General features: G+C 66.6%; 22 protein-coding genes, 1 tRNA gene and 1 pseudogene. 16 read left to right on the top strand and 8 right to left on the bottom strand.

What is annotated here, in order from left to right:
* Nucleotides 1–272, bottom strand: a pseudogene (locus tag ACWDTI_RS25825) (HNH endonuclease); the annotation flags it as partial.
* Between the two features lie 359 nt (nt 273–631).
* Here ACWDTI_RS25825 and ACWDTI_RS25820 point away from each other — a divergent pair.
* Nucleotides 632–1843, top strand: a complete 1212-nt coding sequence (locus ACWDTI_RS25820) for an IS110 family transposase (protein ID WP_449740988.1) — start codon at nt 632–634, stop codon at nt 1841–1843.
* Nucleotides 1844–1915: 72 nt separating this feature from the next.
* Here the strand turns inward: ACWDTI_RS25820 and ACWDTI_RS25815 are convergent, their stop codons facing one another.
* The 3 genes from ACWDTI_RS25815 to ACWDTI_RS25805 form a co-directional block, all read right to left on the bottom strand.
* On the bottom strand, nt 1916–2389 hold the full coding sequence (locus tag ACWDTI_RS25815; RefSeq protein WP_449740987.1) for an SRPBCC family protein: 474 nt from the start codon (nt 2387–2389) through the stop codon (nt 1916–1918).
* Complete coding sequence (locus tag ACWDTI_RS25810; protein ID WP_449740986.1) at nt 2386–2703, bottom strand: ArsR/SmtB family transcription factor; 318 nt, start codon at nt 2701–2703, stop codon at nt 2386–2388. Before ACWDTI_RS25810 ends, ACWDTI_RS25815 begins: the two co-directional genes overlap by 4 nt.
* An 88-nt stretch (nt 2704–2791) precedes the next feature.
* The gene (locus tag ACWDTI_RS25805) at nt 2792–4078 is read right to left on the bottom strand and encodes a uracil-xanthine permease family protein (protein ID WP_449740985.1); all 1287 of its coding nucleotides are present in this window, start codon (nt 4076–4078) and stop codon (nt 2792–2794) included.
* Between the two features lie 85 nt (nt 4079–4163).
* On the opposite strand from ACWDTI_RS25805, the gene ACWDTI_RS25800 reads away from it, so the two are divergent.
* The 7 genes from ACWDTI_RS25800 to cmrA all read left to right on the top strand — a co-directional run bounded on the left by ACWDTI_RS25800 (nt 4164) and on the right by cmrA (nt 12085).
* On the top strand, nt 4164–4661 hold the full coding sequence (locus ACWDTI_RS25800) for an RrF2 family transcriptional regulator (protein WP_449740984.1): 498 nt from the start codon (nt 4164–4166) through the stop codon (nt 4659–4661).
* 29 nt (nt 4662–4690) lie between these two features.
* Nucleotides 4691–5875, top strand: a complete 1185-nt coding sequence (locus ACWDTI_RS25795) for a globin domain-containing protein (RefSeq protein WP_449740983.1) — start codon at nt 4691–4693, stop codon at nt 5873–5875.
* Nucleotides 5875–6306, top strand: coding sequence for a hypothetical protein (locus tag ACWDTI_RS25790; RefSeq protein ID WP_449740982.1), 432 nt, complete (start codon nt 5875–5877; stop codon nt 6304–6306). Before ACWDTI_RS25795 ends, ACWDTI_RS25790 begins: the two co-directional genes overlap by 1 nt.
* Nucleotides 6307–6644: 338 nt before the next feature.
* The gene (locus ACWDTI_RS25785) at nt 6645–8324 is read left to right on the top strand and encodes an ABC transporter ATP-binding protein (protein WP_449740991.1); all 1680 of its coding nucleotides are present in this window, start codon (nt 6645–6647) and stop codon (nt 8322–8324) included.
* Nucleotides 8325–8431: 107 nt separating this feature from the next.
* Complete coding sequence (locus ACWDTI_RS25780) at nt 8432–8977, top strand: PadR family transcriptional regulator (protein ID WP_449740981.1); 546 nt, start codon at nt 8432–8434, stop codon at nt 8975–8977.
* A 40-nt stretch (nt 8978–9017) separates the two neighbouring features.
* On the top strand, nt 9018–11081 hold the full coding sequence (locus tag ACWDTI_RS25775; RefSeq protein ID WP_449740980.1) for an oxidoreductase: 2064 nt from the start codon (nt 9018–9020) through the stop codon (nt 11079–11081).
* A 194-nt stretch (nt 11082–11275) separates the two neighbouring features.
* Nucleotides 11276–12085 (top strand): mycolate reductase, encoded by an 810-nt coding sequence (gene cmrA, locus ACWDTI_RS25770; protein ID WP_449740979.1) that lies wholly within the window; start codon nt 11276–11278, stop codon nt 12083–12085.
* Nucleotides 12086–12089: 4 nt separating this feature from the next.
* Here the strand turns inward: cmrA and ACWDTI_RS25765 are convergent, their stop codons facing one another.
* Nucleotides 12090–13655: a helicase HerA-like domain-containing protein gene (locus ACWDTI_RS25765; protein ID WP_449740978.1), complete on the bottom strand. Its 1566-nt coding sequence runs from the start codon at nt 13653–13655 to the stop codon at nt 12090–12092.
* A 111-nt stretch (nt 13656–13766) separates the two neighbouring features.
* On the opposite strand from ACWDTI_RS25765, the gene orn reads away from it, so the two are divergent.
* The 5 genes from orn to ACWDTI_RS25740 all read left to right on the top strand — a co-directional run bounded on the left by orn (nt 13767) and on the right by ACWDTI_RS25740 (nt 16428).
* Nucleotides 13767–14366, top strand: coding sequence for an oligoribonuclease (gene orn, locus ACWDTI_RS25760; RefSeq protein WP_449740977.1), 600 nt, complete (start codon nt 13767–13769; stop codon nt 14364–14366).
* Nucleotides 14367–14471: 105 nt separating this feature from the next.
* Nucleotides 14472–14544: transfer RNA gene (locus tag ACWDTI_RS25755), tRNA-His, on the top strand.
* 155 nt (nt 14545–14699) lie between these two features.
* Complete coding sequence (locus ACWDTI_RS25750; protein ID WP_449740976.1) at nt 14700–14918, top strand: three-helix bundle dimerization domain-containing protein; 219 nt, start codon at nt 14700–14702, stop codon at nt 14916–14918.
* A gap of 75 nt (nt 14919–14993) precedes the next feature.
* Entirely contained in the window at nt 14994–15155 is a 162-nt protein-coding gene (locus ACWDTI_RS25745) for a hypothetical protein (protein WP_449740975.1), read from the top strand.
* A 19-nt stretch (nt 15156–15174) separates the two neighbouring features.
* A complete protein-coding gene (locus ACWDTI_RS25740) occupies nt 15175–16428 on the top strand; it encodes a PucR family transcriptional regulator (protein WP_449740974.1) in 1254 nt (417 codons plus the stop codon).
* A 50-nt stretch (nt 16429–16478) separates the two neighbouring features.
* Here ACWDTI_RS25740 and ACWDTI_RS25735 read toward each other — a convergent pair whose 3' ends face one another.
* Together ACWDTI_RS25735 and ACWDTI_RS25730 are read right to left on the bottom strand one after the other, a co-directional pair.
* Nucleotides 16479–18452, bottom strand: coding sequence for a GMC family oxidoreductase N-terminal domain-containing protein (locus ACWDTI_RS25735; protein WP_449740973.1), 1974 nt, complete (start codon nt 18450–18452; stop codon nt 16479–16481).
* Nucleotides 18453–18483: 31 nt separating this feature from the next.
* Nucleotides 18484–19944 carry an aldehyde dehydrogenase family protein gene (locus ACWDTI_RS25730; RefSeq protein ID WP_449740972.1) on the bottom strand — a complete coding sequence of 487 codons (1461 nt, stop codon included), beginning with the start codon at nt 19942–19944 and terminating at the stop codon, nt 18484–18486.
* Between the two features lie 241 nt (nt 19945–20185).
* On the opposite strand from ACWDTI_RS25730, the gene ACWDTI_RS25725 reads away from it, so the two are divergent.
* The 3 genes from ACWDTI_RS25725 to ACWDTI_RS25715 all read left to right on the top strand — a co-directional run bounded on the left by ACWDTI_RS25725 (nt 20186) and on the right by ACWDTI_RS25715 (nt 23099).
* Nucleotides 20186–21664, top strand: a complete 1479-nt coding sequence (locus ACWDTI_RS25725) for a flavin monoamine oxidase family protein (protein ID WP_449740971.1) — start codon at nt 20186–20188, stop codon at nt 21662–21664.
* A gap of 52 nt (nt 21665–21716) precedes the next feature.
* On the top strand, nt 21717–22352 hold the full coding sequence (locus ACWDTI_RS25720) for a TetR/AcrR family transcriptional regulator (RefSeq protein ID WP_449740970.1): 636 nt from the start codon (nt 21717–21719) through the stop codon (nt 22350–22352).
* Nucleotides 22353–22496: 144 nt separating this feature from the next.
* Complete coding sequence (locus ACWDTI_RS25715) at nt 22497–23099, top strand: hypothetical protein (protein WP_449740969.1); 603 nt, start codon at nt 22497–22499, stop codon at nt 23097–23099.
* A gap of 9 nt (nt 23100–23108) precedes the next feature.
* Here the strand turns inward: ACWDTI_RS25715 and ACWDTI_RS25710 are convergent, their stop codons facing one another.
* Nucleotides 23109–24596, bottom strand: coding sequence for a DUF4185 domain-containing protein (locus ACWDTI_RS25710; protein ID WP_449740968.1), 1488 nt, complete (start codon nt 24594–24596; stop codon nt 23109–23111).
* Nucleotides 24597–24675: the final 79 nt, after the last annotated feature.

Here is a 24675-nt window from a genome sequence, read left to right as displayed (position 1 = left end):
GACTGCGATATCCGGGTGGCGGCGTCGGCGAAGCCGTCGACGACGAACCCGTCGGTGTCCTCGCGGGCGGCGACGAACCGGTCATAGAGCACCGCGGCCGAGCGGTAGTCACGGTAGGCGAGGTAGGCGTGTCCCCGGTCGAGGTCACCCATACCCGCCAGCAGATCGTTGGTCGGTGTCTCGTCGATCTCCTCGAGGTCGACACCACCGACAAACCCGGCCGGCAACCCACGCCACAACGGCGCAGCTGCAGAACCGGTTGTCGGGGACACGAACGGCCTTCCAGAGATGCGGACATGACTGCAGGACAACCACATTCATCTCTGTGCGCCTCCCGACTCCCGGGTGGCGCGGCCCCTCATCAACTCTTTCCTGCGATGACAACAACCTACAACAGGGGTCCGACGTTTAGGGTTGTAAGTGTTCGTCGGGGATGTGGCCCTGGGTACGACTGACTCCCGTGCGGGATGTCCTTGACTTGATCCGCCCATCCTCGATGAACGTCATCCCAGGCCTAGTTCGGCCGGCGGGCGAGACCTTATAGGAGCCTGGCCTAGAGGCCCCGTAAACGTCCTGTCCGCCCGACCGACCGAACATGTGCCGCCCATCTGAAAGAGGAGGCACGTTCATCATGACCGAAGATCGCCGCGCTGTCATCGGCGGAGTCGACACCCACTCGGCCACCCACCACGCGGCTGTGATCGATGCCGTCACGGGCGTCTACCTGGCTGATGCCCAGTTCCCGGCCACAACCGCGGGCTACCGCCAACTCGGCGAGTTCCTCGCCGCTCACGGCCAGGTCGTGCGGGTGGGCGTGGAAGGCACCAACAGCTATGGCGCTGGTCTGACCCGACATCTGCGCGCGGTAGGCATCACCGTCCGTGAGGTGATCCGCCCGAAGCGTGAACAACGCCGCCGCGGCAAATCCGATCCCCTCGACGCGATCGCCGCTGCGAGAAATGCTCTGGCACACAACGATTTACCTGAACCGAAAGTGGGAGACGGGGCGATCGAGGTCATCCGGGTACTGAGCATCGTGCGCAAATCGGCGATCAAAGCGCGCACGGCAACGATCCAGCAGATCAAGTCGATCCTCGTCACCGCACCCGCGCAACTGCGCGAACAACTCGCCGGGCTCACCGACGGTCAACTGTTCACCGTGCTGCGTACACCGACACAGACCGATACCTCATCGTGTCAGGTCACCACCGCCACGACACGTGCGCTACGCAGCCTGGCCAACCGCTACCACCACCTCACCGACGAAATCAATACCACCACAACAGAACTCGAATCCTTGACCGAGCAACAGGCGCCGGCGATGGTTCACGCCCTCGGGATCGGCGCCATCACCGCCGCGCAACTGCTCGTCACCGCCGGTGACAATCCCGAGCGTCTACGCACCGAAGCCGCCTTCGCCGCACTGTGCGGCGTCAGTCCGATCCCGGCATCATCGGGCAAGACCAACCGCCACCGACTCAACCGCGGCGGCGACCGCGCTGCCAACTGCGCGATCCACCAGATCGCGCTGGTTCGGATGGGCTGCGACGATCGCACCCAGGCCTACATCGCCAAGAAGACCACTGAGGGCAAGTCCACCCTCGAGGCCATGCGATGCCTCAAACGCGCCATCGCCCGAGAGGTCTTCGGCCTACTCACCAATCCACCGGCCGTGCCCACCATCGACGACCTTCGACCCGCCCGAAAATCCCGCGGCTGGTCGCTTCAACACGTCGCCGACCACTTCGGCGTCTGGCCCGCCCGCATCTCCGAAATCGAACGCGGCAAACGCCGTGACAATGTGTCCTTGATCAACGCCTATCGAGAACTACTCGCGGCTTGACAACCTATAGGAGCATCAAAGTTCCTGACCTGCGGGGCCCCTTCGCGACGACCGCTCTTACACCACGGACTCTCAGGCGCGCGCCACCGCGGCCCGATCGGCGTAACGGCCGAGATCCCAGCCGCGACCCACTGCGTCACGCATACTCTCCCAACCCTCACCATGGCGGTCCAGATTGCGATGTGTCAGAACAACTTCGGTCCGATCCGAGGAGAGTGCGCGGAAGCAGACCTCAATCTCGCTCGTCTTCTCGGGGTCGGTCTCCAACTGCCATTGAGTGTTGATATCCCAGCTGAAGCACACCCGTTGCGGGGGTTCATAAATCAGCACCCGCGACCACCGGCACTCACTGCCGTCGACCCCGACATCGATGATGTTCCCGCCGACGAACGGTTCGAAGACCATCCGGTCCAGTGGCGCGGAGAGGATGTGATGATCGGGATCCCACCATGTGCCGATGTCGGCGGTGAAGACGCCGAACGCCCGCTCGATGGGGATACCGACCTCCGTGGACACCCGGATCGTGGTGTCGTCGATGACTGTCATGAGGAGCCTTTCTCTTGTTCGGCCATCTGCTCGAACGAGGCCAGTGACCGCTGCCAGAAGGAATCGAAGTATGAGCGCAGCAGGGCGAGCATGTCCGGATCGACGTGATAGATCCGCCGTGTTCCCGAAGCCCGGTCCTTAACCAGGCCAACGGATTTCAGAACTTGCAGATGTTGCGACACGGCCGATCGGCTGATCGGCATGTCGCGAGCCAGATCCGTGACCGACGACGGGTGATCGACGAGTCTTTCGACGATCACCCGTCGGGTCGGTTCGGACAGCGCGTCCAGGATCTCTGAAGCGTTAGTACCCACTAACGAAAGTTACCGCTAACGATTCCCACGGTCAAGGGCTAAAGGGCCAAGAGCCCAATAGGTCAAGGGGCCCACAGCATCACGACGGTCAGTCGACCGGAACCTCGACCCCACCCGTCCCCCGCCGCCCACCGATGATCCGCATCGAGTGAAAGATGACCAGAGCGGCAGCCGCGCCCAACGCGATGCCACCGAAGTTGAGATCACCCACGACCCAGGTGAAGTCGGCGATCCCGATCACCAACGGGATGGCGGCGGTGAACTGGTTGATGGCCCGGCCGAAGTCGACGCGATTGGACACCCAGATGTGGACACCGAGGATGCCGACGAGCCCGTAGAGCGCCGTCGTGACGCCACCGAGCACCCCATCCGGCACCGCCGCGATCACCGCACCGATCTTGGGCGAGAGCCCGAGCACGATCGCCACCCCGCCCGCGATCCAATACGCCGCGGTCGAGTACACCTTCGTCGCCGCCATCACGCCGATGTTCTCGGCATAGGTTGTCGTCGCCGAGCCACCGCCGCTGCCGGCCATCACGGTCGCCAGGCCGTCGGCCAACAGGGCCCGTCCGATCCGGCGGTCGTAGTTCGTCCCGGTCATCGTGGCCACCGACTTCACGTGCCCGATGTTCTCCACCAACAGCACCAGCACGACCGGCAGGAACATCGGGATGACCGACATGTGAAAGCTCGGTGCCCGGAACTCGGGGAACCCGATCCACGCCGCGTCGCCGATGCCGCTGGTGTCGACCTTGTCGAAGGCCAGGGAGATCAGGTAGCCGATGATCACACTCAGGAAGATCGCCAGCCGGCCCAGCAAACCGCGGAACAGAACCACCGACGCCACGAGCAACACCAGGACAATCGTGGCGATCACCGGGTCCTTCTCGAAGTTGGTCTTCGCCGTCGGCGCCAGGTTCAGACCGATCAGCGCAACGATCGTCCCGGTCACCACCGGGGGCAGCAGGACATCGATCCAGCCGATGCCGGCGAACTGAACGATCGCACCGATCACGATGAGCAGCGCACCGACGACGACGATCCCGCCCAACGCCGACGACTGGCCGTGCGAGGCGGTCGCCGCCGTCACCGGCGCGATGATGGCGAAGCTCGATCCGAGGTAGCTGGGCAGTCGGTTACGGGTGATCACCAGGAACAGCAGCGTCCCGATGCCGGAGAACAACAACGTGGTCGACGGCGGGAAGCCGGTCAGCACCGGCACGAGGAAGGTCGCACCGAACATCGCCACGACGTGCTGCAGACCGATGCCGACGGTGCGTGGCCAGCTCAGTCGCTCGCCGGGGGCGATCACCACTCCCCCGTCGACCCGACTCCAGGAAAAGAACCCGCCCGTTTTTGTTTCCGGTGCCGTCATGGGATCAGTCTGCGACATCAGAACGTGATGCGCCCCACTACTCATAAATATTCATCTCAGATGCCAATTATGGTTCACTCGTTACATGCAGTTGACCCGCTTCACCGACATCGGCCTCCGGGTCGTCATGCGTCTGGCCGTCGCGGGTGAAACCGGTTCGATGACAAAGCCTTTGACCACGCGGCAGCTCGCCGAGGAGCTGGCGGTGCCCTACACCCACGTCGCCAAGGTCGTCGGTCGCCTCTCCGAGATGGGTGTCGTGCACGCGCGACGCGGACGTTCGGGCGGGCTCGCGATCACCGACCTCGGGCGTGGGGCGCGCGTCGGCTGGCTGGCCGGCACCCTCGAGGGCGACGGCGAGGTCGTCGACTGCGACGGCCCCCAGCCGTGCCCGCTGCGGGGCGCGTGCCGGTTGCGTGGCGCGCTCGCGACTGCACGCGCCGCCTTCTTCACCAGCCTCGACGATCACACGGTCGCCGACCTCGTCGCCCAACCCACTGCGGGCGTGCTGCTCACCCTAGCTCCGCCCGGACCACGGGTGGATTCCCGAAAAGACGCCGAACCACGTTCGGAATCAAGGTAGTTCAACAACCCTCGAAGATCGGAGACACCGTGCTGTCCGCTGCACACCGTGCCACCCTGGCCGCCACCCTCCCCGCCGTCCAGAACGCGCTGGCCGACATCACCACCGGCTTCTACCGCCGGATGTTCGCCGCGCGACCGGAACTCCTCGACGATCTGTTCAACCGGACGCATCAGAAGTCCGGGGAGCAGCCGCAGGCTCTCGCCGGGTCGATCGCCGCATTCGCTGCACTGCAACTCGAACCCGATGCGCGTCGGCAGAAGTTCATCCTCGACCGCATCGCACACAAGCACGCCTCGCTCGGCGTCACCAGCGACCAGTACTCGATCGTGCACGAGCACCTGTTCGCGTCCATCGTGGATGTGCTCGGCGATGCCGTCACGCCCGACGTCGCCGATGCGTGGGACCAGTTGTACTGGGACATGGCCGATCTGCTGATCGAGTCGGAGGCAGACCTGTACGACCGTGCCGGAGTTACACCCGGCGACGTGTGGCGCGACGTACGGGTCGTCGAGCGGGTACAGGCCTCGCCCGACACCATCTCATTCACCCTGGCCGCCTCCGAGAAGGACGGCCGTCTTCCGGCATTCGTTCCCGGACAATACATCTCGGTGCAGGTCGAGTTGGCCGACGGCGCCCACCAGATCCGCCAGTACAGCCTGATCGGGGCGCCCTCCGAGGCGACGTGGCGGTTCAGCGTCACCTACGCCGGCGAGGTATCGGCACATCTCCACGAGCACGTGTTCGAGGGCGACCTGTTGCACGTGAGCACGCCGTTCGGCGACCTCACGCTCCCCGACGACGAATCTCCGATCGTGCTCGCGTCGGCCGGTATCGGCTGCACCCCGGTCATCGGCCTGCTGACCGCCATGACCCAGGAGCGCGACGAGCGGCCCGTCACCGTGCTGCACGCCGACCGCTCACGCCGGCGGCAGCCCCATCGCGGGCAACTCGCCGCGCTCGTCGAGTCGCTGCCCAACGGCCAACTCATTCAGTGGTACGAGGACGCGTCACCGCACATCCTGTCCGACCGGGTGCGAGAGGGACACATGGCGTTGTCCGACATCGAGATTGACGACAACGCTCACGTATTGCTCTGCGGCCCGGGAGGTTTCCTGTCGGCGATGCGCGGAGCCCTGCTGGATCGCGAGATCGACGAGAACCGTATCCACTACGAGACATTCGGACCCGAGCTGCTGCGCACCGGCGCGTGATGACCACGGCATCGGCGGTGGCGGTCGCGATCACCTTCGTCTGGCTCGGCATGGTGCTCGCGATCTCGTTTCTGGAGGCCCCGTTGAAGTTCCGGGCACCGGGGGTCACGGTACCGATCGGTCTGGGCATCGGGCGGCTGGTGTTCCGGGCGCTGAATGCGACCGAAACCGTCTGGGCGGCAATCATCGTGGTGGCCGTCGTGGCCCGCTCCGGGGACGGCGCGGCCGTCCCGGTGGCCACCGCGGTCGCCGTCGGTGCGCTGGTCCTCCAACTCGTCGCCATCCGCCCGGCACTGACGCGCCGATCGGATGCCGTCCTCGCCGGGCACGAAGGTCCGCGCAGCCGAGTGCACTATTTCTACGTCTTGCTGGAGGTGGTCAAGGCGATTTCTCTTGTTGTGCTGGGCATCACACTTCTGGCAGGTGGCTGACACGTCGAGTCGCTGACAGCGACCTCCAAGCTTCGTTCAAGCTCGCCCGCAGGATGCGCTCCTAGGTTGAATCTCGTCGGCGACGGTGCCGACCACGACCAAGGGAGACAACAATGCCTCAGCCCGGACACAACGGCCCCGCGCCGGCCCCGAAGCCCCAGCCGCAGCACCCGGCTCCGCCGCGGCGTCGGCGCCGGCGTCGCGTCTGGAACCGTCGTCTGCATCGTTGGGACTGGGTCTGGTTCTGATCCAACCCGGTTTCTGACCACCTCCCCGCACGTTCCGGGACTGCGATCTCGCGCGGTCCCGGAACGTCGCATATCACCGATCGGATGAGCATGACCGCGCGTGCCGCTTTTCGCCGTTTCCTTCCCGCCCTCGCAGGTGAGGGCAGGCGCTTCGCCCTGGCGGCCGGCCTGCTGCTCCTCGCGGCGGTCTGCGAGATCGTCGCGATCTTCGTGCTCTCCGACGTCATCGACGGCGCACTGAACGCCGACAGCGTTGTCGCCTTCGCCCGGCTCGCGGTGCTCTGGCTGCTCATCACGCTGGTTTCCACCGCCGCCGACTACTACGGCCAGATCACCTCCATCGGCATCTCCGAACGTGTGGTTCTGCGCCTGCGCGACAGACTCTTCGCCCACGTCCAGCGTCTCAACCCCGTCATCCACCGCAGGTTCGGCCTCGGCGACCTCGTCACCCGCCATTCCAGCGACCTCGAAGCGGTCGAGTACCTCGTCGGCTCCGGCGTCATGCAATTCATCATCGCGGCGGCCAACACCCTCGGCCTGGTCGTCGCCGCCTTCATCATGAGCTGGCAGGTGGCGTTGGTGGCGCTCGCCGCGGTCCCCTTCCTGTGGGCCATCTCGACCTTCTTCAGCCGCCGCCAGAGCGTCGTCACCCGCAGCGAGCGGGCCGCCAACGCCGACATCGTCGGCGCCGTCCAGACCGCGCTCGCCGGGCACGAGACGGCGGTCGCCTACAACCAGCAGGGGCGCGAACAGACGCAACTGCACCGGCACGGGGTCACCTGGCTCGGCGCCCGGATGTCGCAGACCCGGATCGAGGCCGGCTTCGGTGCCGTCATGGGATTCGGCCAGGTCATCGTCACCCTGGTGATCGCGGTCGCCGGCGTGTGGCAGGTCCGGCAAGGGGCGCTGAGCGTCGGCCAATTGCTCGCGCTCACCGGCTACCTCGGCATGCTGTACCCGAAGATGCAGGAACTCGCCGAGGTGCGGTTGTCGCTCGCGACCGCGGTCGTCAGCGCCGACCGGCTCGCCGAACTGCTCGACCTCACCCCCACCGACCGTGACCGCGTCCATGCCGTCGCCCACGACGGGCCCGATCACGACATCGCCGTGCACAACGTGACGCTGCGCCGCGGCGACGCGACGGTGCTCGACGACGTGTCACTCGACCTGCCCGCGGGCCGTATCGTCGCGCTCGTCGGCGCCAGCGGTTCGGGCAAATCCACCCTCGCCTCGCTGTTGTGCCGGTTCGAGGAACCGGACGCCGGGCGAATCACGCTCGGCGGCACCGATATGCGAGATCTGACCGGCCACTCGATCCGCGACGCCATCACCTTGCTGCCACAACAACCGGTCATCAAGTCCGCGACCATCGCCGACAACATCGGCTACGGCCGACCCGGTGCGAGCCGCGCCGAGATCATCGGCGCCGCGATCGCCGCCGACGCCGACTCGTTCATCAGCGCACTGCCCGACGGGTACGACTCGATGCTCAACGAGGACGGCCTCACCTTGTCCGGTGGTCAGCGCCAACGCATCGCCATGGCACGCGCGCTGTTGCGCGACACCCCGGTGCTGATTCTCGACGAGCCGACCACCGGACTCGACGACATCACCGCACGCCGCATCCTCCACCCGCTACGCACCATCGGCGCCGACCGCTGCACGCTGCTCATCACGCATGACGCGCGCGCGATCGAGATCGCCGACGAGGTGTACGAACTCCGCGACGGTGTGCTGCTCAGCCGCCGCGAGGAGCTCGTCACCTCCTGAGAGTCCCGGCACAACGAGTACGGGCCGGCCCGCGCGCGCAGATCGACACCCAGCGGCCGATATGCACATAGTTGCATAGTGCGTAGTTGCACTGCTACTCTTCTCGCATGGCACTCGAGCACGCGATTCTCGTCTCGCTGGCGGAACGTCCCGGAACCGGGTACGAGATCGGTCAGCAGTTCGACCGATCCATCGGCTACTACTGGTCGGCGACACACCAGCAGATCTATCGCACGCTCAAGAAGTTGCACACCGACGGACTCGTCACGTTCGAATCCATTGCGCAGGACGGCCGTCCGGACAAAAAGGTGTACACGATCTCCGACGAGGGCCGAAAGGTGTTGTCGGAGTGGGCCATGAGCCCCACGCCATATCAGCCGCTGCGTAGCGACATCGGAGTGAAGCTGCGCGCCGCCGAGTTCGGTGATCTCGCCACCATTCTCGGCGAGCTCAAGGCACACCGCGACGAACACGTCGCGCAACTCGCGGTGTTCACCGGGTTCGAGAAGGAATTCTATCCCGACCCGGACACGCTGCATGGCCGAAAGCTCTACCAGTACCTGGTGTTACGCGGCGGCATCCTCTCCGAAGAGGCGTTCGTCGCGTGGTGTGACGAGGTCATCGCCACGCTCGAACGCCAATTGTCTTCCTGACCAACCAGTTTCACACCCAACACACAAGAAAGGTCCGGCCATGTCAGCCCACACGGCAGAACCGAACAAGAACTACCCGCACCTGTTCGAGCCCCTGCAGCTCGGCGGCACCACCCTCAAGAACCGGCTGATCATGGGATCGATGCACACCGGCCTCGAGGATCGCCTCTGGGACACCGACAAGCTCGCCGCCTACTATGCCGAGCGCGCCCGCGGCGGCGTCGGCCTGATCATCACCGGCGGTTTCGGCACGTCGCGCACCGGACTACTCCTGCCGTTCGCCGGCAAGATGACCAACCGGATCGACGTCGAACGGCACCGTCGCATCACCAAGGCTGTGCACAAGGCCGACGGCAAGATCGCGCTTCAGCTCATCCACGCCGGCCGCTACGGCTACACGCCGTTCAAGGTGGCGCCGGGCAGCGAACCGTCGCCGATCCACCCGTTCAAGCACCTGACGATGACCGAGCCGATCATCCGGCACGTCATCAAATCCTTCGGCCGCTCCGCCAAACTCGCGCACAAGGCCGGTTACGACGCCATCGAGATCATGGGCGGCGAAGGCTATCTGATCAACCAGTTCCTGTGCCCGCACACCAATGACCGCACCGACAAGTGGGGCGGCTCGACCGAGAACCGGCAGCGGTTCCTCGTCGAGGTGATCAAAGAGATCCGTCGCCAGACCCCGCGCGACTTCCCGGTCATCCTGCGTCAGTCCATCGCCGACTTCGTCCGCAAGGGGCAGACCTGGGACGAGATCGCGTTGATGGCCCGCAAGGCCGAGGAACTCGGTGTCGACGCGATCAACACCGACATCGGCTGGCACGAGGCGCAGGTCCCCACCATCGTCACGTCCGTGCCGCGTGCCGCGTTCGTGAAGTTCACCGAACGGCTGCGCGACGAGGTGTCCATCCCGCTGATCGCCAGCAACCGCATCAACACCCCCGAGGTGGCCGAGGAGATCCTCGAGCGCGGCAAGGTCGACGCCATCTCGATGGCCCGCCCGCTACTCGCCGACCCGGACTTCGCCATCAAGGCGCAGGCCGGCCGCGGCGACGAGATCAACACCTGCATCGGCTGCAACCAGGCCTGCCTGGATCACGCGTTCGTCGGGAAAAAGGTGTCGTGCCTGCTCAATCCGCGTGCGGGCCGCGAGACCACGCTGACCCTGGGACCGACCCGTCGTGCCAAGCGCGTCGCGGTGATCGGCGCCGGTCCGGCCGGGCTGTCGGCCGCGGTGTCGGCGGCCCAGCGCGGCCACAGGGTCGATCTCTACGAGGCGGGCGAACACATCGGCGGCCAATTCTCCATCGCCGCACGCATTCCCGGCAAGGAAGAGTTCAACGAGACGATCCGCTACTACACCCGCCAACTCGAGGTCACCGGTGTCACCGTGCATCTGAACACCCGGGTCACCGCCGACGAACTGATCGCCGAGAAGTTCGACGAGGTCATCGTCGCGACCGGTGTCACACCACGCATCCCGCAGATCGACGGCATCGACCATCCGATGGTGATGTCCTACGCCGACGCGGTGCTCGGCCGCCGCGAGATCGGCAAACGGGTCGCCGTCATGGGTGCCGGCGGCATCGGCTTCGACGTCACCGAGTTCCTCACCGTCGACGAGTCGCCGACCCTGAATCTCAAAGAGTGGGAACAGGAATGGGGCATCAGCGAGGATCTGTCCAAGCCGGGCTTCCTCACCAAGCCGCGGCCGCTGCCGGCCGTCCGGCAGGTGTATCTGGTGCAGCGCAAGCCCGGAAAGCAGGGGGCGGGCCTCGGCAAGACCAGCGGCTGGGTCCATCGTGCGACGGTGAAGATGAAAGGCGTGGAACAGATCTCCGGCGCGAGCTACGACAAGATCGACGATGCCGGACTGCATCTGAGCTTCCGGGACGAGTCGGGAGCGGTCACCGAGACGCGAATCCTCGAGGTGGACAACGTCGTCGTGTGTGCCGGACAGGAATCCGTCCGTGAGCTGGTCGATCCGCTGACCGTCGCCGGCGTCACGACGCACGTCATCGGTGGCGCGGACGTCGCCGCCGAACTCGACGCCAAGCGCGCCATCCGGCAGGGCACCGAGGTGGCCGCCGGGATCGCCTGATCCGTTCCGACTTCGATGCCGACGGCGCACACTTGTGTGCCGTCGGCCTCGGTCGCCGGGAGGCAGGCACATGGTTCGCGACCACCTCGACTTTTCCGACGATGCGCGGATGCGACTCGAGGATCGCGAGATGTAGGTGATGCACCCTCGATGCCCACGGCTGCCGCGTGCATGACCCGACTACCATGCCCAGCATGGGAGTTCCCGCACCATCCGAGTCCGCCCGCGCCGTCGTCACCGGAGCGTCCTCCGGCATCGGGATGGCATTGGCGCGCGAGCTCGCCCGACGCGGATACTCGACGATCCTGGTCGCGCGACGCGGCGACGTCCTCGAAGAACTGGCGACCGAACTGCGCACGGAGCTCTCGGTGGAGGCCGAGGTGCGACCGGTCGACCTGTCCGAGCCGACGGCCGTCGAGGTGCTGTGCGCCGAGCTCGCCGGCCGCGAGATCAGCATCTTGTGCAACAACGCCGGCATCGCCACCTTTGGGCCGGTCAGCGAACTCGATCCGGACTACGAACGCGCCCAGGTACGGCTGAACGTCAACGCCGTGCACGACCTGACGCTCGCCGTCCTGCCGCAGATGGTGCAACGTGGCTCCGGCGGCATCCTGATGGTCGGATCCGCGGCCGGCAACATGCCGATCCCCAACAACGCCACGTACGCCGCGACGAAGGCGTTCGTCAACACCTTCAGCGAGTCCCTGCGGGGCGAGGTCGGCGGCCAGGGCGTGCACGTGACGCTGCTCGCGCCGGGGCCGGTGCGGACCGAGACCCCGGCCGCCGAGGAGGCGTCCATCGTCGACCGGATGGTTCCCGACTTTCTCTGGCACTCCAGCGACAAGGTCGCCGAGATGAGCCTGGACGCTCTGGCGCACAACAAGATGCGGATCGTGCCGGGCATGATGTCCAAGGCCATGTCGGTGGCCGGCGGCTACTCGCCGCGCGCCGTCGTCGCGCCCATCGTCGGCACGTTCTATCGCAGACTCGGCGACGGCGACTGAGTATTCAGCGCCGCCGCCGACTCGTCCCGAAGATCGCCCGGCTGAACTCACGTCCGGCCGCGCTGGCCGCGGACCTCAGGAAACTCTGCATCGGCTTGCTGGTGAGCACCTCGGTGAGGATGCCGGACTCGTCGGGCTGCGGCGCCGGGGCGGGTGCGGGCATCGGCGGCAGCGGCACGGTGTCGGGCACGGGTGCATCCGCGGGCTCCCCCGGAGCCAGCGTCTTGGCGGCCAGCTTCTCGTAGGCCGATTCCCGATCGATCGCCTGACCGTACTTGGCGTAGAGCGGGCCGGCGGTGGCCGCGGCGGTGATCCCGTCGGCGCCAAGAGCTTCCATCGACGACCGGGGCGCCCGCATCACCGTCCAGGCGACCGGCGTCGGCGCACCCCGCTCGGAGAGCACCGTCACGACGGCCTCGCCGGTACCGAGCGAGGTGAGCACCTGATCGAGCTTGTACACGTCCGAGACCGGATAGGTCTTGACGGTCTTCGAGAGCGCCTTCTGATCGTCGGGCGTGAAGGCGCGCAATGCATGCTGGATGCGGGCACCGAGTTGCGACAACACCGCGTTCGGGATGTCGGTGGGCAACTGCGAGCAGAAGAACACTCCGACGCCCTTGGACCGGATGAGCTTGACCGTCTGCTCCACCTGCGCCTTGAACGCCTTGGAGGCATCGGCGAACAGGAGATGCGCCTCGTCGAAGATGAACACCACCTTCGGTTTGTCCAGATCGCCGACCTCGGGCAGGAACTCGAAGAGGTCCGCCAGAATCCACATCAGGAAGGTGGAGAACAGGGCCGGCCGTGCGGCCTGGGCGCCCAGCTCGAACAGGGTGATGATGCCGCGGCCGTCGCCGTCGAGGCGTAACAGGTCTGCAGGCTCGATCTCGGGTTCACCGAAGAAGGTGTCGCCGCCGTCGGCCTCGAGATTGGTCAGCGCACGCAGGATCACCCCGGCGGTCTGTGTCGACACGCCGCCGATCGCCTTCAGTTCGGGCTTGCCCTCGTCGCTCGTCAGGTACGCGATCACCGACCGCAGATCCTTGAGGTCGAGGAGCGGCAGGGTTCGCTGGTCGGCCCAGTGGAAGATCAGGCCGAGCGTGGATTCCTGGGTTTCGTTGAGCCCCAAGACCTTACTGAGCAGGATGGGACCGAAGGAGGTGACGGTGGCGCGGATCGGCACACCGATGCCCGACGCCCCGAGCGACACGAACTCCACCGGAAAACCGGCCGGCTGCCAGTCGTCGCCCGTCTGCTGTGCACGCTCGGTGATCCGGTCGTTGGCGATGCCCGGGTTCCGCAGCCCGGACAGGTCACCCTTGATGTCGGCCATGATCACCGGCACCCCGTTGGCCGACAGCTGCTCCGCGATCACCTGCAGCGACTTGGTCTTTCCAGTGCCGGTGGCCCCGGCGACGAGTCCGTGCCGGTTCATCATCGACAACGGGATTCGCACCCTCGCCGTCGGATCGACCTGTCCGTCAACCGAAATCGAGCCGAGCTCCAGCGCGGCCGACTCGAACGCGTACCCGGCACCGATGGCTTGCGCGGATTCATGGGCGTCGGTCACAAGATGCTCCCTCTCGGCCGTGCGGTTGCCCGCGAACCGGTGTGTGGCCCGCCACAGCAAACAATAGCGGCCGACGGCTCCGCGTCGGTGGCGCCGACTAGTCTTGACCGGATGCAGGACAAACTCGTGTGGATCGACTGCGAGATGACCGGGCTGCAGCTCGAATCGGACAAACTGATCGAGATCGCCGCGCTGGTCACCGACAGCGACCTGAACATCCTCGGCGACGGCGTGGACATCGTCATCCACGCCGACGACGACGCGCTCGCGGCCATGCCCGACGTCGTGACCAAGATGCATGCCGCATCCGGACTCACCGACGAGGTCCGCGCGTCGACCGTCACGCTCGCCGAGGCCGAGAAGCAGGTCCTCGACTACATCCGCTCCCAGGTCACGACCCCCGGCACGGTGCCCCTGGCCGGCAACTCGATCGCCACCGACCGCGGCTTCATCGCCCGCGACATGCCCGAACTCGATGCCTACCTGCACTACCGAATGGTCGACGTCAGCTCGATCAAGGAACTGTGCCGGCGCTGGTATCCGAAGATCTACTTCGGTCAGCCGGAGAAGGGCCTCGCGCACCGCGCGCTGGCCGACATCCGCGAGTCCATTCGCGAGCTGCGCTACTACCGCGCGGCCGCCTTCGTCCCCGCTCCCGGACCCGATTCCGACGCCCTGACAACGATCGTCGCAGACCTCGGACCTGCATGAACACGCCGGGCGGGAACCGATTGGAGTTCCGGCACCCTGACCCGCTAGAGTAAGTCCCTGGCTCTGAAACTCGGTGATGAGAATCCCGGGTGTCGGACGCCGATGGTGGATGTAGTTCAGTTGGTAGAGCACCAGGTTGTGATCCTGGCTGTCGCGGGTTCGAGTCCCGTCATCCACCCCGACATCGAGGCCGGAGGGTTCATCCCTCCGGCCTCGTGCGTTTCCACCGGTGGCCGCCGCACCGCGGCCGGGGCGGGTGGCTCTCTATTTGTTACAACGTATGTTGAAACTCACAACGACCTGAATAGGTCGGGTGACTTAGGCGGATTTACGATGAACACCATGCACGGGGGAAATGAACGGCAGCTCGTTGAAGCTGTCTGCAATCGATTGATGTCCTACTTTCCGGACCGCACGTCCGACGAGGTGACCGTCGCAGTCGACGACGCGTACGCCCGGTATCGCGGGGCGAAGTCCGCCGAGGTCATCCCACTGCTGGTCGAACACCGGGCGAGCGCAACCCTGCGCGGACTCGAGTTGGCAGCAGGATAGGGTCTCCCCCTCGAGGGGTGTCGGACCATCGCGTCCGACATCAGCCGTTCACCTGAGTACCGTACGATCCCGCTCATGCTCGAGGATCTGAACAAAGCGGCCAAGAAGGTCGGGCTTCATGTCGCGGCGGCCAAGAAGGATGGGCACTACTCCATCCGCAAGGCGAAGAACGGGAAACTGGTGGCCAAGAACGTCGACAAAGACGAAGCCGCCAAGATCATCAAGAAGTACAAGTAGCCCTCACTACGATGGGTGCATGACGACCACCCAGCAGTTCTCGACGGTGACGTCAACGCTCGTCACAGCCATTGCCGGGCAGATCCTCGACGTCGCCGAAGCCGTGATCGACGAGATCAACACGGCCGTCGACCGGGGCGCTCCCGCCATGATGAGCGATCCTGCGATCGCCCATGACACGACGGCCAGCAATCGGGTCATCGTCCTGCACTTCCTGCACACGGTTTCGGTGGACCCGGATTCTCCGGTGCCCGTGCGCACCCTGCCCGAAGGCGTCGTGAAGGCACGCAACCTGGTGCGCCGTGGCATCGAACTCGACGTGCTCGTGCAGGCTTACCGATTCGGCCAGGAAGCGCTGTGGCGGCGGTGGATTGAAGTCGCCACCGACGTGGTCGACGACCGCGCCGAACTCGTCCGGGTGCTGGCCCGCAGTTCCGATCTGATTTTCCGCTATGTCAACGACTCGATGGCGATGGAGATCGCCGAGCTCAAGAACCAACACGACGAGCTCAATCACGGCGGGCTGACCCGGCGCGCGGAGACCATTCGTCTGCTGATCGACGGCGCACCCGTGGACCACGACGTCGCTACCCGGCTCCTCGGTTATCCACTGTCCGCTCGGCACACATTCGTCGCGATGTGGTCACACGACGCCACGGCCGCAACCCTCGAACGCGCGGCCGGTGAACTCGCCGCCCGCCTCGGTGCGCGCTGGGCGAGTCACCCGGCGGGCGCCGGACAGATCTGGCTATGGCTCGAGACCGGGCCCGAGGTCGATCGCGAGGCGCTCCGCCGGGCCGCCACCGATCTATCCGCGTCACCCCATGTCCTCGTCGGCCCCACGGCCGCCGGCTCCGAAGGTTTCCGGCTGGCGCACTCACAAACGGTTGCCGTCCAACGGCTCGCCATGACGAGCGACACCGACGGCGCCGTCCTCACCTATGACGACCTCGTTCCCGCGGCCCTGGCCACCGAAGACCCCACCAAGGCAGCGCGATTCGTCCGCGATGTCCTCGGCGACCTCGCCGGCGCCGATCCGGTTCTCGAGACCCTCCGGGACACCGTACGAATCCATCTGGAGGAAGGTGAATCGGCGCCCCGCGCGGCCGCCCGACTGTTCACCCACCGAAATACGGTGCTGCAGAGACTGTCTCGGGCGGAGTCGTTGATGGGGCAGCCGATAGCACCGCGTCGCCTGCAGGTCTTCCTCGCCCTCGAGATCGCCCATCGCTCACCAGAGACCCTCCCCGTCACCCGCGAGGTCACCAGATGACCAGTGGGACAGAGACATTCATGCCCCTGCCCCACTCGCCGAGCCGATGATCAGCGGGCGTCGGCCGCCAGGATCGCGTGCGCCGTCCGGCGGGCCAGCGTCATCACGGTGACCATCGGGTTCACCGACGAACAGGTGGGCATGCCGCTCGCGTCGGCGATCCACACTCCGCGGACGTCGTGGAGTTGTCCGCTCGGGTCGGCGACACTCGTCGATGGATCGGCACCCAGTGCGGCGCTGCCCATCTGGTGCGCGCTGAAGGCAACCAGCCCGCCTGGGCCGATCGGCAGCGCCTGTACCCGATCGATGTACGCGTCGACGTCGTCACCTCGACGCCACGGCGCGAACGGCTGTCCGCTCACCCAAATCGTGTCCGCTCCCTGCGCCGCATGCATGCGGATGCATGCACCCGCGGCCGCGTGGAACGTCCGCCGGTCCGCCTCGTCGTCGAACGGGTAGCGCGCCACCGACCGACCATCGTCGTCGATCGCAACGGTCCCGCTGCCGTGATCCTCGGTGATGAACACCCAGTCGGCACGCGAACGGTAGCGCCCGATGAGGTCCTTGCGCTCGGCCGCGGACGTCCACGGCGTCACCGAGGCGAACAGACCCGGGAACTGTTGCACACCCTCCACGAGGAACGCGTGATGCTCATCGGAGCCGGCGGCGAACTCGTCCATGATTCCGGCCTGAGCGGGGCCACGGAACGGCGCGAGATCCTCGTCGCCGTACAGGCCGCTCACCAGTCCGGCGGGATGCAGTCGCAGATTGGCGCCGGCCGCCGGTCCGCCGATTCCCGATCGCAGCAGCAGGGCGGGGGTCTCCATGCTGCCGCCGGCCACCACCACCGTCGGGGCCATGATCCGAAATGTCTGCGAGACAAGGCCTTCCGCGTCGACGATGTCGACGATCACGCCATTCGCCCGCCCGTCGGCGTGCAGGATCTCGCGGGCACGGGCACGCACGATCAGTTCGGCGCCGGCATCGCTGGCATCTTGTAGATATGTACGCATGGTGCCCTGCTTGGCGCCCGTCGCGTCACCGAATCCGCTGAAACCGGAGAGCTCCGGATCGAACAGTTCGGGATCGATGTTGAGGTTGGTGTGCTTGTAGCTCCATCCGCATGCCGCGGCACCCTCGGACAGCTTGGTGTGCGGACCGTTCTGGTACGCGACCTTTTCGTTGGCGCCGATGCGGTTCATCACGGCCTCGATGTGACCGTCGAACTCGTCGGTGGCGACGTCGGTCAGGCCGAACTCGTCGGCCCAGCGACGACGCAACCGCATCGGCAAGGGCACCGAGTTGGACCAGTTGAGCGTCGACCCTCCGCCGACGACTCCGCCGGCAAGGATGTTGACCGTGCCGTCGACGGTCGGAAACGCCCCGCCGTTGAGGCAGAGCTGCTGGTAGGCGGCGAGCTCGGTCAGTCCGAACTCCGCCTCGCTCACGTAGTCGCCGGCCTCCAGCACGATCACATGCTTTCCCGCACAGGCGAGTTCCGCCGCGGCAACCCCGCCGCCCGAACCCGAGCCGACGACCACCGCATCGCAGACGATCGTCTCGTCGGCGTCGGTCTCCCGCACCGTCAGGGTGCGCCCTCGCCGCCCGGGGATCTGCGGCACGCCGGGGAACCCCATACCGGTGACCAGCGGCGAGTGACCCTGCTCGTCGGTGATCGCGTAGGCGAAATTGATGGCGAGTTGCCGGACGGCGCCGATGCCGATCGCCGCTTCGGGAGCGATGCGTGCGACCACGCCCACCGTGGTCTCCCGCACGTGCTGCGGCTGGTTCTTGAGTCCGACCAAGGCCAGCGCGTCGACGAGCTGGAGCAATCCGGCGAGCTGATCGCCCGGCAGTTTGGCGGTGAGGTAGTGCTCGACGGCGAGGTGGGCGCCGACCGCACTGCCGGCGGTCGCGTAGAACCCGTACGGGTCGTCGCCATCGTGCGGTACCGGTGCGACGAAGGTGTCGACGAGTGCCGCGAGCGTCTCACGGCGCAGTGGGGTGAAGGTGATGTCTGTCATCAGTGGTCTCCTGGTGGTGTCGGAAAGGTGGTCAGGGCAACTGCAGCGAGGTGGTCTCGAGGAAGTCCTCGAAACCGGCCACACCGAGTTCGCGGCCGTTGCCGGACTGCTTGACCCCGCCGAACGGGGCATGGATGTTGAAGGCGCCGTCGTTGATCTGCACCTGGCCGGACTCGAGCCGCAGTCCGACGGCGATCGCGCGATCGACGTCGGCGGAGTACACGCCGGCGTTCAGCCCGTAGACGCTGTCGTTGGCCAAGGCGATCGCCTCGTCCTCGGTCTCGTAGGTCTGGATGATCAGGACCGGGCCGAAGATCTCCTCGCGGACGATGCGCATGTCGGGTGTGGTGTCGGTGAACACGGTCGGGCGGACGTAGTAGCCGGTGTCGAGTCCGGCGGGCGCTTCGGTCCCGCCGGTCAGGAGAGTCGCGCCCTCGTCGATACCGCACGAGATCATGGCGCGGACGCGATCGCGCTGCAGCTCCGAGACCAGCGGCCCGATGTCCGACGACGGGTCGAAGGGATCTCCGACCACGACGCTCTCGGCAGCGACCTTCGCGATGGCCTCGTACTCGGCCTTGCGCGCCGCGGGAACGATGAGCCGGGTCAACGCGATACACGTCTGGCCGGAGTTGAGGTAGCACGCGTTGGCGCTCGCGGTGGCCACGGCAACCGGATCTGCGTCGTCGAGCGCGATCAGTGGCGACTTTCCTCCGAGTTCGAGTGCGACGCGCTTGATGGTGTCGGCGGCGACGGCACCGATCCGGCGTCCAGCCATGGTGGAGCCCGTGAAGGTGACCATGTCGACGTCCGGGTGCGCGACCATCGCCTCCCCGACGGTGGTGCCGTAACCGGTGACCAGGTTGAACACGCCCTGCGGCAGGCCGATGGTCTCGAAGATCTCGGCGAGCAGGAACGCGTTGATCGGTGCGACCTCGCTGGGCTTGGCGACGACGGTGCAGCCGGCGGCCAGCGCCGGCGCGACCTTGGCGACGAGCTGATGCAGCGGGTAGTTCCACGGCGTGATGGCCGCGACCACTCCGATGGGCTTCTTGACGACCAGCGAGTTGTGGACGTGCTCGGTGTAGGGGTAATCCAGGGCGATCTGCGCGGTGGTCGCCAGCATCATCTGTGGCAGTCCGGTCTGCACCACATTGCTTGTCGCATAGGGTGTGCCGACCTCGCGGCTGATCACCGCGGCGATCTCGTTCTGGCGCCGCGCGAGCTCGTCGGCGGCCAGTTTGAGGTAGCCGACCCGCTCGGCGACATCGCGGGCGGCCCAGTTTCCGAACGCCGCCCGTGCGGCCGCGACGGCCGCGTCGACATCGGCTGGGGTGCCCGCCGGCACGGTCGCCATGACCTCGCCGCTGCCGGCGTCGGTCACCTCGATGACATCTGCCGAGGTTGACGGGATCCAGGCCCCGTCGATGAACTGGTGAGAGCGGGTGAGCACGCTCGCCTCCTTCGTGTGTTTGTTGCTGACAGCACCCATCGTCGCGCGCCGTGAGTCCCATCACCATGGGCGTCCGCACGAATCCCTGGCACCTCGATAGGCGAGTGCACATCCGCGTACTTCGGCGGCCTCATCCCGAGCCTCAAGGAAGAAGCGAGCTCACCATGGTCTGTTACCATTCCCGCTACTTCAGGTCATCTGACCTGAAGATGTCGGTACCAGCGTTTTGTCGTGTCCGCCCGAGTGACCCCAAGATCCCGCACGAGAATCGGAAATGCTTATGAGCCAACATATCTCGCGTCGCACCTTCCTCTCGGGCGCCGCGGCGGCCGCGGGTGCGGTGGCCGGAGCCGGCATCCTGGGCAGCGGCCCGGCGGGCGGCGCGCCCCGAGAGCGCACCGCCGATGTGATCGTCGTCGGCGGTGGGCTGAGTGGCCTGGCCGCGGCGAAGTCGCTGGCGGCCGCCGGCACGTCGGTGCTCGTCCTCGAGGCCCGTAGCCGTGCGGGCGGACGCGTGCACAACATCACGACACCGATTCTCGGCGCGACCGTGGATGCGGGCGCCGAGTTCATCGGTCCGACCCAGAACCACATCGCGGCACTCGCCCGCGAGTACGGCGTCGGCACCATCCCGACCTACAACCAGGGCGACAGCATCTTCTGGAACTCCGGCACAGCCACCCGGATGCCGTCTGCGCTACCGCTGCCCGCCGTCCCGGCGGCGCCCCAGGCCCTCGGCGGATTGGCCAGGGCGCAGATCGAGGCACTGGCCGGGTTCCCCGTCGGCCAACCGTGGAAGCACCCGAACGCACGCTACCTCGACTCCATCACGTGGCAGCGCTACATCGACTCCACGATCGCCGATCCGACGGCCAAAGCGCTGATGACCGTTGCCATGTCGGCGGCCCTCTCGGTCCGTGCCGACGAGGTCTCGGCCCTCTACTTCCTCAACTACATCGCGGCCGCCGGCGATGAACAGAACCCGGGCACGCTCATCCGACTGTTGAGCACCGACGGCGGCGCCCAGGAACGACTCTTCGTCGGCGGTGCGGCCCAGGTCCCGCTGCGCATGGCCCGGGCGCTGGGCAGTCGGATGATCTACAACGCGCCGGTGCGTTCGATCGGCTGGACGGGCCAGGCGGCAACCGTGAAGAGCGACGCCGGGACGTTCACCGCACGCCGGGTGATCGTCGCGATGTCCCCGGCGATCAGCGACCAGATCCGTTATCTCCCCGGGCTTCCGGCCGCTCGAGTCGGGCTGACCCGCGGCTATCACATGGGCGCGATCAGCAAGTTCTCCGCGCTCTACAAGCGACCGTTCTGGCGGGACAAGGGTCTGTCCGGCCAGGTCTACGGCAACGGTCGCCCGATCGACGTGACGTTCGAGAGCTCCACCGAGGGCCACCACATCCTCATGGGTTTCATCTCGGCCGACGCGATGCGCCGTCTCGACCATGCGTCCGAAGCCCAACTCGTGGCGGAGTGCATCGACAATTTCGTCGAGTACTTCGGGCCGGAGGCTCGCGACCACCTCGACCACGCGAACTTCAAGTGGGATCTCGAGCAGTGGTCCCGGGGCGGTCCGGTCGCGGTGAGCGCACCCGGAACCCTGACGAGATATGGTTCGGCACTTCGGGATCCGGTCGGGCCCATCCATTGGGCGGGGACCGAGACGGCCGACTTCTGGACCGGCTACATGGACGGCGCGGTCCGTTCCGGGCAACGCGCGGCACGCGAGGTACTCGCCGGGCTCCGCTGACCGCACCTCCCTGTCCCCCACACCGATCACGAAAGCGATCTCCATGGCGCGCATGCCGGTCGAGAGACGGCGAGAACTGTTACTGGAAGCCGCATTCCGGGTGATCGCCCGGCACGGTGTCGACGGCGCCACCACGCGGGCGATCTGCACCGAGGCCGGGATGACACTCTCGACCTTCCACTACGTGTTCGACTCGCGCGACGATCTCCTCGCCGCCCTGGTGCGTCGTGGCACCGACTCCGAACTGGCGGCGATCGCGCACGCGCTGAGCGAGGCGACCGCGCATCCCCACGAAGGGGTCGAAGGACTACGGAACATCCTGCGCGAGAGCCTTTTCGGCTATGTCGACGGGGTGGTGGCCGATCCCGAGCGCGAACAGGCGATGATCTCGCTCAATCAGTACGCCCGACAGCGGGCCGGACTCGCGCCGCTGGGCAGCGAGATGTACTACCGCTACTACGAAGCGATCGCGTACGGGCTGGCGACGGGAGCCCAGCTGACGGGGGTCGTGTGGGCCGAACCCGTCGACGAGCTCGCACCCCTCGTCGTCGCCGCCACCGACGGAATCACGTTGGCGTATCTCAATACTCGCGACGTCGTGTTGTGCCGCCGGATCGCCGAGGCCACGGTCACGATGCTGCTGACACACGTGGTGCCGTCTCCGGCGCTGTCACCGCCGGGGAACTGATCACCGGTCACATCGCCGGGTTCATCGGGACATCCGGCACCGTCCTCGTCGATTGACCGATCGAATCGGTCATTACGCCCAAACGAGGGACGAACCGGACGGATAATCTGACGCATCAGCCTTCGCCGACGCCGAGGAAACGACATGAAACTGCTCCGACTTGCCCTCCTGACCGTCGCGGCGATCGCGGCGCTCACCATCACCGCATCCACCGCGCACGGCGCGCCCACCACCGGCGCCCCCACCCAACGCACCGTGGCATCGATCGACGGCCGGTCGATCACCTCGATACTCACCAACGCCACCTTCGTCAGCGCACCGGGCGGCGGACTGTCGGTGGTCGACCGCAACGGCCGCGTGATCGATCGCATCGCATCGTCGATTCCGCTCAACGGCATCGCGATCCCGATGCGCGCCGTGGTGAGCGAAGACCGGACGACCGCGGTGTTCACCCCGCTCATCACACCGCAGGCCAAGGAACTGATCGGCAGGGGCATGCATCCGGCGGCCAGCAAGAAGGACCGCGCCTACCAGAGCATGATCGGGCACATCAACAACGGATGGAACCGGGGCGGCGGCGTCGCGACCGCCGTCGGCGCGATCGTCGGCCTGATCGTCGGGTGCCTGTTCATCGTCGGCTGCATCTGGGGTGCCGGAGTGGGTGCGGCGATCGGCGCGGTCGTCGGCATAAACGGGGGCGACCCACAGGCCGGGCAGGCGATCCTGAACTGGATCAACACGCCCTGACGGCGCTCGTCAGTACAACCGCGCCCGCATCAGGGTCACGTTGTACTCCGTCCACGTCGACATCGTGAAGTAGAGGTCCCCTCCGCTCGACCACGGATGCAGGAATCCGCCGTAGAGCTGGGCGTATCGGGCGGAGTGCACGAGGTCGGCGGGTTCGGACCACAGACCCTGCGGTGACCGTGCGGTACGCAGCACGATCGCCTGCCGCAGCCCGTCGAGGTAACTCAGTTGCCAACGCTGCGACGCGGCGTCGTAGCGAGCGGAGATCTCGCCGGCCGGCCCACCGAACAGCACCGACGCGACGTTGCCGTCACGGGCGGGAACCCAGCGACCGTCACGCCAGTACTGGTAGGCGGTCTTGTTGAGGACGCTGTCCTTGGGCACGCGAGCGAGACCGATCGACCCGAGCCGCGAGTTGGGCGTTCCGAACATGTAGACGTAGTCACCCTGCGGCACCATCGACGACACCTGGAACTGACTGGTGCCGAAGATGTTGTCCCACCGGGCATACGAGTCCTTGGTCCAGGTCGATCCCCCGTCGTCGGAGTACGCCAGCCCACCGTAGTTGGTCAGCCACACCCCGGGGATGGGTCCCCAGGTGCGCACCGACATGTAGCTCATGTACTGGCGGTTGCCGACCGCGAAACCCGACGTGGGAATCGTCGTCATCTCGATGTGGTCGATGTGCCTGGCCGAGATGACCTGGGCCGCATGACACCTGCTGTCCTGCACCATGGTGTCGATCGACATCCCGTCGGCGAGCTTGCGATCCGAACTGAACCCGAGGATGTTGCTGCGCCAGTCGCGGCCGTTCGCGCCCGGCGGCATGAAACCCTTGCCGAAGGTGTCGCCGAACGCGACGGCGACCTTGTCGGGCGCGGCTTCCCACATGATGCCCAGATCGGTGCCCTGCACCTGCCAGCGTTTGTCGGTGCGACTCGTCGACCCCTTGCCGGTCAGCGTCGACACGTAGTCGACACCGCCGACTCGGGGCGGCGCGGGTTTGGGCGACACCGGGGCCGGGGCGAATCCGGGCCGCTGCGCCGGCGGTGGCGGCGGCAGCGGTGCCGGATTCGGATTCGGTATCGGGATCGGGATGTCCTTCGGCGCCGGGTCCAGGGTGATCTTCGGGAACTGGATCGAGAGCGCGGGCCCGTTCGACGGCTTGGGCGGGTCGGTGAGGTCTGGGCACGGATCGGTACACGGCTTCTTCGGCGGCAGCTCGGACGGGATCCGCACCGGCGGTGCGGGCGCCGGCTCCGGCATCGGCACCGGAACGATCCGCGGATACGGCAGCGGGATACCGATGTGGTCGGGCAGCTTCGGAATCAGGTCCCGCGGATCGAACGGTTTGGGCTTCGGCGGCGCGTCGGCCTCACACCCCGAGCTCGGCAGCCACGACGGCTGGGCGTGACCGATCGCGGGTGTGACGGCCGACAGCGCGCCCGCGGCCATCACGACGGCCACCACAAGCCGGCTCCCGGAACGCGCAATCATCGTCGTCGACTCCTCGGTGATCGATTTCGAGGACGATATCACCTACGGCGCAACCGAAGCGGCCTCAACGCGGTGTTTG

The sequence above is a fragment of the Gordonia sp. NPDC003424 genome (assembly GCF_053588655.1).
Note: the sequence above shows the minus strand (reverse complement) of the source record. Positions and strands in the feature narration are given on the sequence as shown.